General features: G+C 27.1%; 9 protein-coding genes. All 9 read right to left on the reverse strand.

Translation table 11 applies throughout. The features are described from left to right. Positions 1–14: 14 nt before the first annotated feature. Entirely contained in the window at positions 15–1,757 is a 1,743-nt protein-coding gene (locus AC07E4_RS18645; RefSeq protein ID WP_430829920.1) for a PIG-L family deacetylase, read from the reverse strand. A gap of 167 nt (positions 1,758–1,924) precedes the next feature. Further along, positions 1,925–3,385, reverse strand: coding sequence for a lipopolysaccharide biosynthesis protein (locus AC07E4_RS18650; RefSeq protein WP_430829919.1), 1,461 nt, complete (start codon positions 3,383–3,385; stop codon positions 1,925–1,927). 162 nt (positions 3,386–3,547) lie between these two features. Further along, the gene (locus AC07E4_RS18655) at positions 3,548–4,384 is read right to left on the reverse strand and encodes a hypothetical protein (RefSeq protein ID WP_430829918.1); all 837 of its coding nucleotides are present in this window, start codon (positions 4,382–4,384) and stop codon (positions 3,548–3,550) included. A gap of 205 nt (positions 4,385–4,589) precedes the next feature. Further along, positions 4,590–5,165: an indolepyruvate oxidoreductase subunit beta gene (locus AC07E4_RS18660; RefSeq protein ID WP_430829917.1), complete on the reverse strand. Its 576-nt coding sequence runs from the start codon at positions 5,163–5,165 to the stop codon at positions 4,590–4,592. A gap of 2 nt (positions 5,166–5,167) precedes the next feature. Next, positions 5,168–6,934, reverse strand: a complete 1,767-nt coding sequence (iorA, locus tag AC07E4_RS18665; RefSeq protein ID WP_430829916.1) for an indolepyruvate ferredoxin oxidoreductase subunit alpha — start codon at positions 6,932–6,934, stop codon at positions 5,168–5,170. A 126-nt stretch (positions 6,935–7,060) separates the two neighbouring features. Beyond that, on the reverse strand, positions 7,061–7,957 hold the full coding sequence (locus AC07E4_RS18670; RefSeq protein WP_040330190.1) for a phosphate butyryltransferase: 897 nt from the start codon (positions 7,955–7,957) through the stop codon (positions 7,061–7,063). A 346-nt stretch (positions 7,958–8,303) separates the two neighbouring features. After that, positions 8,304–9,320 carry an alpha-hydroxy-acid oxidizing protein gene (locus tag AC07E4_RS18675; RefSeq protein WP_430829915.1) on the reverse strand — a complete coding sequence of 339 codons (1,017 nt, stop codon included), beginning with the start codon at positions 9,318–9,320 and terminating at the stop codon, positions 8,304–8,306. A gap of 36 nt (positions 9,321–9,356) precedes the next feature. Further along, positions 9,357–9,830 carry a 2-thiouracil desulfurase family protein gene (locus tag AC07E4_RS18680; protein ID WP_040330188.1) on the reverse strand — a complete coding sequence of 158 codons (474 nt, stop codon included), beginning with the start codon at positions 9,828–9,830 and terminating at the stop codon, positions 9,357–9,359. 452 nt (positions 9,831–10,282) lie between these two features. After that, positions 10,283–12,652 (reverse strand): endonuclease MutS2, encoded by a 2,370-nt coding sequence (locus tag AC07E4_RS18685; protein ID WP_430829913.1) that lies wholly within the window; start codon positions 12,650–12,652, stop codon positions 10,283–10,285. Between the last annotated feature and the right edge of the window lie 2 nt (positions 12,653–12,654).

A 12,654-nucleotide genomic window follows, 5' to 3' on the forward strand; every position in this document is an offset into this window, starting at 1 on the left:
GTATTTTTTAATATTTAATTATCATCTTTTTGACCTGGTATTGAGCCATATATATATCCACCATGATTTACATTTCTCTCAAGTTCTTCAAACATTGCTTTTACTGAATAATTTCCTATTCCATATAATCCTTTATTCGAATCATGCTTTATATAGCACATTCTTGCTTTATGAACCTTTTCTTCATCTTCTTTGCTTTTTAAATTAGTACTTATCTTTACATCATTAGATATCAAATTATATGCTTTAGGCTTGTTTATAAAATATACATTATCTATTTCTTGATTATCATACATATTTCTAAATATATTTCCTAAAGTCTCATGATCTTTTTCCGGCTCATTAAAGTAACTAAAAGTGAAAAATTGGAATTCATTTTCTTCACCTTTCATATTTTGAACAGTTTGCTTAATCTTATCTACATTGTTCGGTGTTTGCCAATCGCTTATGTCTAGATAAGAAATATTTTGATCTAATACACCATATACTTTCATTTCTTCATTAAATTCATTTTTTCTTGCCTTAACAAACTCATCTAATGTCATTGATGATGGTATATTTTTAAATGTTCCTTTTTTTATAGCTTTATATATTCCCGAACCATCCCCTTTATTTATAAGCACTACTTTTACATTGTCTACACCTAGTTCATTTATAGCATTTACTATTGCTGAATGTGCAAAAAGCACTACATCATCTTCATGACTAAAAAAGAACGCTGCTTTTGGCTTTTTAAATTTTATTTCACCACTATCTATTTTGTTTTTTATATTTAAAACCTGCTCCAAATTTTCTTTTGAAATCTCTTTAGTTATATATACATTTTTGAAATTACTTTTACTTAAATATTTACAGTTCCTTCTTGTAATTTTATCTTTTATTAATACAATTGGTTTTCTTAACAATGATGCATTTAAAATTTCATCACTATTTTTTCCATCACTTAATACAACAGATGAAAAATTCTCCATAAATTTTTCATTTACTTCATCATTAAAATCATATATATTCTTATTATCAATTTTTTCAAACTTTATTTTTTTTGCATTTTTAAGTTTTTCATTTCCTATAACATATATATTTTTATATTTATTATTTTTAAGTAATTGCAAATATGGTATTTCTTCATCTTTAGATAATATTACAGGTGCTTTTAATTTGCAAATCGCACTAGTAATTAAAATATTTTTTTCTATTTCTTTATCATTTATTACAAATATATTTTCAAAATTATTCATTTGTTTAACAATATTTTTATTCAGCTCATATATATCTTTTCCATTAATTACACTTACATTTTTACATATTCCATCCATTTCCTTTATCATTTCATAATTTACTTTTTTTATACTTAATAATATATATATATTATTAGGACTTAACTTTTTTATTGTATCTATTGTTTCATTATTTATTTCATTATTATGCATAGTTAATATTGTAGCATTTTTATAACTAGCAAAAGATGCTGCTAGTATTTTTTCTAAAGTATTGTCATTTACCAATACAACATCTTTATTTTTTAATATATTTCTTATATTCATTTTTTGTTCTAAATCACTTTTATTGCTTATATTTATAGTTTGACATTTTCCATCTTCTATTTCTACATCCTTTGCAACACTAATATTTTTATTACTATTAAATATCGACATATTTGCTGTAGCAATAATTAATATTACTATACAAGCTATTATAACTTTAATATAACTATCCCTTCTATTTCTTTCCCTTTTTATTCTTCTTTTTGATTTCATAATCTAATACACCTCAATATACCACCTTAATTAAAATATTATTTCAAATAATATTTTCCTAGATATTATTTTAATTACATTTAGTTCAAAATTAGTTACAAAATAAAATCAAATTTTATAAAAAATAAAAAGAAGTGAATTTTTCATTTTATCCACTTCTTTTCATTTTATATAGTTTTCTTATTTTTTATTTTTTTTGTTATAAGTTCTTTACCTAAACTTAATATATCATTTATGTATTTTCTGTATAATACATATAAAATAACAAATTCTAAAATGCCTAATATTATATAAATCCATCCAAAATTATAAAATGTAGCATAAAAAGTATACATACATAATGAAAATGTCATAATATAAAACTTTTTCAAATGATAGTTTACCTTAAAATATTTTTGAGATATATATGTTCTCATTGAGAAAAATACTATATAAGATAATCCAGTAGATATACCAGCTCCTACAGCTCCTAACTTAGGAACTAATAAAAAGTTTCCTATTATATTAACTGCACAAGATATAACTGATATATATATATGTTTCTTTTGTTCCTTTTTAAAATTAATACCTAATACTGTAGTTTCTGAAACAGTGTACATTATAGGCATAAAACTTAAAAACGGAATTATAAACATAGCCGGCTTATATTGCTTTCCTAAAAATAGTATTAATACATCTCTAAATAATATTAATCCTATTGCACAGAAAAACATTGCTATTGTAACAATTAAATTTACTTTTTCAAAAAACTCAGTATCATCAGGATCTTTTTCATATCTTTCAAAAGCTACTGGAACCCAGAATGTAGTAAAACATCCTTGCAAAATAGTCAGTAATGCTACTATTTTTGCTGCTCCACTATATATTCCTAATTCTGTTGCTCCACAAAAATATTTAATTGCAATTTTGTCTGCAGACTGAAATATATAATGTATAGCACCAGTTATAACAAGAGGTGCACCATAAGTAAAAATTTCTTTAGTGCTTGTTTTAATAGTACTATTTAAAGTATCTTTTTTAAATATGTTCCAATATCCTTTTTCACATACTATAGCCAATATAGTTACTGCTATATTGGATACAAGTAATGCTAATACCAATGATATATAGTTATTTTTAAAGAAAATTGCTGTAACAAATATCATAAGCAAATAAAATACTTTATTCATTACAACTAATAGTGAATATGTTTTTGACTTTTGCTGCATTCTAACCACTAATAGTGCAAATCTATTAATTATTAAAAACGATATATGTAGTATAAATATAAGCATTAATTTTACACTATATTCTTCAAATAAAAAATTAGATATTTGTTCTCTAAAAAGTATAATTATAATGACCAATACAATATTGGTTATTATTGGTACCTTTAAGCATCTAAATAATAATCTTTTTCTATCTTGTTCTTCTTCAACATAAAAAAATCTTACAAATGATTGATCTATTCCAAACATTATTATAATCATAGCTAAAGTACAGTATAATTCAAAATTTGAATATATACCATATTGCTCTGGATTAAACATTCTAGTTATAATAGGTGCACTAAATATACCTATTATAAAAGTTACCCAACTCCCAATAGAAAATGACAAAAACTTATTTAATAAACTTTTATTACTCATATCATTTACCCTTCTTTAAAATAATTAAACATAATCTTTATTATATATATGTTTTAATTAGTGTCAACTACAATTTTCTTTTTAAAATTACAAAGAATTAAAACCTATTAACTTTTCTTAATAGATTCTAATTCTTAACATTGTTAATATATTATATTTATTTTAAGCATTTCTAAGAGATGCCATCTTATTTTTTGCCATTCTAAATCCTGCATTATCCAGTGTTCTGATGTATTGATTATAATTCATATCTATCACATTTCCATAGGATCTTAGTAAGTTACTGTAATATCCTAATACATAATGTGTTCTCATAAGCTTCTCTGTATGCCTTGTGTTAAATAATAAATTGTTAGTTCTTCTTTTTTTATCTGCATTTTTTTTAAGTTCAACATAATTGTCTTTAGCTTTCCCTATAAGTAATATTTTTTCATAATTTATTTCCATAACATTTCTATAGTATGGATATAGTACTTCTATCATTTTTTCATTGAAATACTTATTTTTTTCTTTTTCAATTTCTATTTGCTCTTTTAATATCTTCAATTTTTCATTAGTCTTTTCTCTAAGTTTTGGTAATCTTTCTATAACATATCTTACCTTTTCTACATCTTCTTTATTTTTATTTTTTAAAAGTTCTAATCCCTCTAAAACACTTTTATAATCATGCTTATCTCTATTTGTATCATCTTCATCCTGAAGAGCTGCTAAGACACTGCCCTTTTCTTCATTTAAATATATATCCATATAATAAAATATCCTTGCTAATCTTTCACAAAAAATTTTATCTTCTATGATATCATCATTTTCATCCACATACATGTAATTTTGTGGAGAAGTACTAAATACATTTAATCCTCCTTTTTCAAAAATTACTTCTCTATATAACTTATTATATAATTCAATAGGCTTAGATACATAAATTTTTTCCATTGCTTTTTTATATTTTTTTAATTTATCCTCCAATTGCTTTGATGGTGACTCATATAACGCTGCCATAAAACCCCTCCTTATTAATTATCTAATATATTTCACTATTTACATAAAATCTTCAAAATCTATATCATATGTATTATCTTTAAAATATAAATACATTATATCAAATTTTTTTAAAATTCCAATAATTAAATGAAATTTTTTTAATATGTATAAAAAAAAGATTGTCCTTTTTTAATAAGACAATCTTTTTATAAATTATATATTTTTAAACTTCCATTCCTGCCTTTAATGCTTTTTTATTTAATTCTATAGCCTTTTCAGGTACTAATGAAGTCACTACTTCTTCCCAATTTATTTCTTTTAAATCTAAAGCTTTTAAAAGAGCTCCTAAAAGTACAACATTTTGAGCTTTTATTGTACCTAAATCTTCTGCTATTTTAGCTGCATTTAATACTACTATATTTTCAACTTCATTTTTTAAAGCTTCTATAACTCCATCTGGATACTTCTCTGCACCTATTAATACTGGGACTGGATGAATTTCGTAGTCATTAACTACTAAATATCCACCTTCTTTTAAAAATGGTAATGCTCTTAATGCTTCGCTTTTTTCAAAAGAAACTATAACATCTGCTTTTCCATCTTCTATAAGTGGTGAATAAACTTTTTCACCAAATCTAACTTGTGTTGTAACACTTCCACCTCTTTGTGCCATTCCATGGACTTCTGACATTTTTACATCATATCCATTTCTTAATAACCCTTCTGTTAATATTTTAGATGCAAGTATTGTACCTTGTCCACCTACACCTATAAATAATATACTCTTTACTTCCTTCATTATTATTCACCAACCTTTTCTATAGCTTCAAATGGACATACTTGTTTACATAATTCACATCCATTACACATAGATTCATCTATAGATACCACACCATTTTGCATTTTTAATGCTGGACATCCTGTTTTTAAACACATTTTGCATTTTTTACATTTTTCTTCATCTACTTTACAACTTAATTTTGCTCTTCTTTTTGCAACTTCTTTTATAAGTGCACATGGTTGCTTAGTTATTATTACAAATGGTTCAGTACTTTCATGTGCTTCCTTAACAGCTTTTTCTGTTTCTTCTAATTTATATGGATCTACAACTCTTATATTTTCTTTTCTTATTCCACAAGATATTGCTAATGCTTCAATGTCTACCATCGGTGCTGGTTTATTTTGAAGTGTTTTACCTGTTCCTGGATTTTCTTGATGTCCTGTCATTCCTGTAATTCTATTATCTAAAATCACAGTTACAATTGGTGTATTATTATAAACTGAATTTATAAGTCCAGTTACACCTGAATGGAAAAACGTTGAATCACCAATGAATGCAAATACCTTTTTGCCTTCTCGTTTTGCAACTATAGATGCTCTCTCTATGCCTATTCCACCTGATATAGATGCACCCATACAAATTACTGTATCGCCTACATTTAACGGTGGATTCATACCTAATGTATAACATCCAATATCACTAGTAGATATTACATCTTTATATTTTGATACTGCATAAAATATTCCTCTATGAGGACATCCTGGACATAAAACTGGTGGTCTTGATGGCGGTCTCACATCTGAATGATATTTTATTACTGGTTCCTCTTTTAATATTGCTTTTCTTATAATCGTTGGATTTAACTCTTCACAAATTGGAATTATTTCTTTTCCTGTACATTTTATACCTAATGCTTTTACAGCTGTTTCTATATATGGATCATTTTCTTCTATTACATATAATTTATCTACTTTGGCTGCAAAATCTTTTATCATTTCATCTGGAAGTGGATAACTAAATCCTATCTTTAAATAAGATGCACTATCACCAAAAACTTCTTTACAATACTGATAAGATACACCATTAGTTATTATACCAATTTTAGTATCTCCCATTTCTATTCTATTTAATTTGCAATTATTTGAGTATTGTCTTAGCTTTTCTAGTCTTTCTTCTACTTCATAATGTTTTGCTTTTGAATTTGCTGGTGTCATTATATATTTCTTTACATTCTTTTCATATGGTTTTACTTCCACATCTTTTCTATCATTTAACTCTACTATTGATTTAGAATGACATACTCTTGTTGTTACTCTAAATAATACAACAGTATCATATTTTTCACTTATCTCATAAGCTTCTTTCATATAATCTATACATTCTTGTGAATCAGATGGTTCTACTAATGCAACCTTTGCATGTGGTGCATAATATCTGTTATCTTGCTCATTTTGAGATGAATGCATTCCTGGGTCATCTGCTGTAACAACTACTAGCCCTCCATTTACCCCTTCATATGCCATTGTAAATAATGGGTCTGCTGCAACGTTTAAACCAACGTGTTTCATTGTACATAATGCTCTTGCTCCACCAATCGAAGCTCCTGATGATACTTCAAGACCTACTTTTTCATTAGGTGCCCATTCTGCATAAACGCCTTCATATTTAGCGAAATTTTCTAAAATTTCTGTACTTGGTGTTCCTGGATAAGCTGATGCTACATGGCATCCAGCTTCGTATGCCCCTCTAGCTATTGCCTCATTTCCAGTCATAATAACTTTTTTCATAACTTCTCCTCCAAATCCCTACACATATATAAAGATAATAAACTTTAATTAATATATTTATTATCTAGTATTTATAAATTAGGCATGTTCAAAATATTTTAAACATGTCCTTAAATAACATTTTTACTAAACTAATGTTGCCCCTAATGCTATTGAGTATAATTTTGATTTTGCAGTATCTGCTCTTGAAACTAAAACTACAGGACATTTTGCTCCTAAAATAACTCCTGCACTTTCGCTCTTAGCAAAATAAGTAAGTGATTTACCTAAAAAATTTCCAGCTTCTATGCTTGGAACTAATAGTATGTCTGCATCACCAGCAACATCACTAACTATACCTTTATGCTCCGCTGCTTCTTTACTAATTGCGTTGTCAAGTCCTAATGGTCCATCTATTATACAACCTTTAATTTGACCCCTTTTATTCATAGTTGTTAATGCTGCTGCATCTAAAGTTGCTTGCATATTTGGATTGACAACTTCAACTGCACATATAGGTGCAACTTTAGGACATTCTATATCTAATACATTTGCCAATTTTACAGCATTATTAATTATTCCTATCTTATCTTTTAATTCTGGATATGTTACCATTCCACCATCTGTTAAAAATATTAATTTGTGATAGTTTGGAACATCATAAATCATGACATGGGATAATAAATTATTAGTTTTTAGTCCACATTCTTTATTTAACACAGCTCTTAATAAGTCTGCTGTTCCAAGCATTCCTTTCATAATAAAATCTGCTTCTCCATCTACTACTAATTTTACAGCTACTGCTGCAGCTACTTTAATATTAGACTCATCTATTATTCTAAATTTACTTAAATCTAAATTTATTTTTCCTGCAATAATTTCAATTTTAGATTTATCTCCTACTAAAACAGCATTTATAATGCCATCTTCTACAGCTTCATTTACAGCACTTAAAACAACCTCATCTTGTGCAACCGCAACTGCTAAAGTTTTTTTTGAACCACTTTTAGCTTTAATAATAACCTCATCTAAAGTTTTAACCATAAGTCTCCCTCCAATATTACCCTTAAATTAATTTATACTTTTGAAAATTCAAACAATTTTCTTTAGTATCCTATTCTCTATTTTTAATTAATGTCTTAAATAATGAAATAGTACTTATTTAATATAATGTTAATTTTCTGAAAATATTCCTAATTTAAGTATACCTATTCAGCTTTACTTGTCAATTTTAACAGCTAAAATATACACTTAATATTACATTATTTTTATAAATTTATCTTTTTAAATAAACAAATCTAATTTATTAACAATAAAAAAACTGAAATTCAATTTCATTTTAACTTTCTAATGAAACAGAATTCCAGTTTTAAACTGTATTTTTACTTTGTTATTTATATATTATTCTATCATTTATATCTTTTATACTATTACATCCTGTAAGAACCATTGCTGATTTTAAATCACCTTTTAATTCTTCTATATATGATTTAACACCTTCACTTTGTCCACCAAATGATGCTGTTACAAATGGTCTTCCAATAAGAACACCATCAGCACCTAATGCTAACATTTTTAATATGTCTACTCCACTTCTTACTCCACCATCTACTAAAATTTTAGTTTTTCCTTTTACAGCTTTGGCTATTTTCGGTAAAACTTCTGCTGTTCCTGGAGTTTGATCTAACACTCTTCCACCATGATTAGAAACAACTATTGCATCTACCCCTGCTTCTACTGCAAGAATAGCTTCATCAGCAGTCATTATTCCTTTTAATATAAATGGTAATTTAGTGCTTTGTACTAATTCTTTTATTTCTTCTATACCTTTTGGCATAACCGGTTTTCCATGTAATGCTAATGTTATTAATCCACAGGCATCAATATCTACACCTATAGCAAAGGCTCCTGCTTTTTCTGCCAATTTTATTTTTTCAATTACATTTTTATTTTCCCAAGGTTTTATAAAAACAATTCCATTTCCATCATGTTTTTTTAAGACTTCTAAGTTAGTCATTAAAAATGCATCTACAGCTGTATCGCCTACCATTGGATATATCCCTGCATTTAAACAACCATCTATAACCCATGTTATATATTCTTCTTCTGTAAATTTACCACCCATATTTAAAGTAGTGCCTGTTACTGGTGCTGCAAATACTGGTATATCCATTTTTCTTCCAAATAATTCTGTTTCAATATTCGGATTTTTAGCATCATGCATAACTCTCATATTTAATTTTATATTATTTAATGCATCAAAATTTGCCTTAAACGCTTCACCTGTACCTTTTCCACCCATACCTGGTACTTCCCCTGCACATGCAATTCCATTACATGCTCTACAAACTTTACAACTCTCATTTAAGTTTTGTCTTGCATTTAATTTTACATCTTTCATTTTCATTGTTATTCCACCAAACCCTTCTTAAGTTTAATCTCTTTAAATATCTACTATATTTAGAAATTCCTCTAAGTTTTCTTCAGTAAATATTTTTATACCATTTTTATGTAATAATTCAGCAGTAACTCCATTTCCATCTATTTTATTACCGCTAAAAGTTCCATCATAAATTTTTCCAAACCCACATGATGGACTTCTTGCCTTTAAAATAGCATACTGTGCTCCTATATTTTTAGCTATATTTAAAGTTTCAGTAGCACCTTTAACAAACTCTTTTGTTACATCTTCTTTTCCATCAGGGCTTAAAATTTTAGCTTCACCTTTTAAAACTAATTCCCCATCCCCATCTACAATTTCATGGGCAAGTCTTGGTGTTTCTTGTCCACCCAACTGTTCAGGACAAACAGGTATAGCTTTTCCTTCTTGTAACAACTTTAAGACTCTTTCATCTAAATTATTTTCACCATTATATTTACAATTTACTCCGCATAAACATGCACTAACTAATATCATAACTCCTCCATATATAGGGTTCCAAGTTCAAGTTTAAAATAATATATTTATTAACCCATACTACTAATATTACAGTTTATTCTATTATAATATTTGGAACAAATTAATAATTAACAGTTAACAATTAACAATGATGGTTAATATTATTCACTTCGTTCCTAATATTTTTGAATAAAAGTTCATAAAAACTAAGTTTTTATATAATCCTTAATTAATTTGTTTTACAAATTATTTTAAAAATCTATTTAAAAAACTGAGCTTTCAGTTTTATCCTTCATTGTTAATTGTTCATCGTTAATTGTTAATTTTTGTACAACACTTTAAATTTCTCTTTTTCAACTTGAAATAACACATTTATCAATTGAAAATTTTTTTCTTTCATGAAGAAACATAATTTATTTAAATTAGTATTTCTTTAAAAATCGATTCAGAAAATCTTTTGAATTTGTGTTTTATTTAACTTCTACTATTGTTACTCCTGTTCCACCTTCTCCATACTTACCAAGTCTATGAGATTTTACATGTGGATGTCGTTTCAATAGATCATTTATAGAATTTCTCAAAACTCCTGTTCCATTTCCATGAATTATAGAAACTTCATTAAGTCCAGCTAAGTATACATCATCTAGGTATTTATCTACAGTATATATTGCATCTTGAGAATCCATACCCCTTAAATCTACAGATGTTGCTACATTTCTCATATTTAGCTTAGCTTCTCTTTTTTCCATTTTTCTTTTTACTTTATCTTCTTTAGTAGTTTTTCCTTTTCTTAAGTCTGAAACTTTCACACTAATTTTCATTATTCCCGCTTGAACTTGAACTTCACCTTTTGAATCAACCTTAGATATAACAATTACATTTTGATTTAATTTTGGTAAATAAACTTCATCACCTTCATTAACCGTTTTTAATTTTTCTCCACTAGCTTCTTCTTCTTTCTTTTGTGCTTTTAATTCAGCATTCTCTAATTTTTGTTTTATTTTCATTCTTTCAGCTTCTAGTTTTTGTCTTGCATCATTGCCATATCCCATTCTTTCAATTTCTCTAATATTTTTTAGGATTTCATCTGACTCTTCTTTCGCCTCTTTAATTAGATTTTTTGCTTCTCTTTGTGCAGAATATAAAGCATTTTCTCTTGCCTTTTCAAATTTATATAATTTTTCTTCATATCTAGCCTTTAATTTTTCCGCATCCTTTTTTAAACTTTCAGCCATTCTTGCATCATTTTCTGCTTTTATGCTCTTAGATTGCAAGCTTTGTATAAGTTCTTCAAAATTAAGGCTTTCAGTAGAAATATTTTCTTTTGCAGTATTAATAATATACTCTGGAAGCCCTAATCTTCTTGATATTTCAAAAGCATTAGATTTTCCTGGTATTCCTATTAACAATTTATATGTTGGACTTAAAGTTTCAACATCAAATTCAACTGATGCATTTTCTACCCCCATAGTTTTAAGGGCATAACCCTTCAATTCACTATAGTGAGTAGTTGCTACTATCCTAGTCCCTCTTTCTCTTAAATTTTCTAATATAGACATTGCAAGTGCTGCACCTTCTGTAGGATCTGTACCTGATCCTAACTCATCGAATAAGCATAAAGAACTTTCATCAGCTTCATCTATTATTCCAACTATATTAGTCATATGCGATGAGAATGTTGATAAACTTTGTTCTATGCTTTGTTCATCACCAATATCTGCATATATATTTTTAAAGAAACTTACTGTTGAATTACTTCTTGCAGGAATTAAAATTCCACTCATAGCCATTAAATGTATTAATCCTACTGTTTTTAATGTTACTGTTTTACCACCAGTATTCGGACCTGTTATAACTAATGATGTGAACTCTCTCCCTAGATATATATCACTAGCCACAACTACTTTGGGATCTATTAATGGATGTCTCGCTTCAACTAAGTCAATTATTCCTTCATTATTTATATTAGGTAAAATTCCATTTATTTCTCCAGCATATTTAGCTTTTGCGAATATAAAGTCTAATTGCCATAATATATCCGCATTATTTTCTACCACATCAGCATTCACTGTTATCTTTTTTGAAAGCACTCTTAGTATTCTTTCAATTTCTTTCTTTTCTTTTATTATTAATTCACTTATTTCATTGTTTAAATTCACAAGTCCCATAGGCTCTATAAATAATGTTGCTCCACTTGCACTTTGATCATGAATAAGACCTGGAACTTGATCTCTATATTCAGATCTTACTGGTAATACATATCTATCTCCCCTAATTGTATAAAGATTTTCTTGAAGATATTTTGAATTTGATCTAACTAGTGAATTCACCTTATCTTTTACAGATGATGACTTTTCTTTTAACTTTCTTCTTATATGATAAAGTTCATCAGATGCTCTATCAGCTATTTCTTCTTCACTTACTATTGCAAAGAAAATATCATCCTCTACTTTTTTTAATGGAACTATACCTATGCAAATGTCTTCTAATACTCTATAACCCTCTTCATCATCTTTATGTGATATATAATCTTTAAATAATCTACTGCATTTTAACATTGATGCTATTCTTAAAAGTTGTTCTGGATGTAATGTTGATTCTTTTTTAGCTCTATTTATTCCTTCTCTTACATCATAGATTCCCTCAAATGGAGGATTACCTTTTTTTATCAAAAGACTAAATGCTTCCTTAGTCTCTTCTAAATGTTCTTTTACTTCATATATGCTACTATATGGTTCTAAACTATCTATTAAATCTTTAGCTGCCAAAGTCTTTGCATATTTCTTGATATTTTCTTTTATTTTATTGTATTCTAATACCCTTAAAGTTTTTTCTTGCATTT

The organism is Clostridium amazonense (assembly GCF_056431285.1).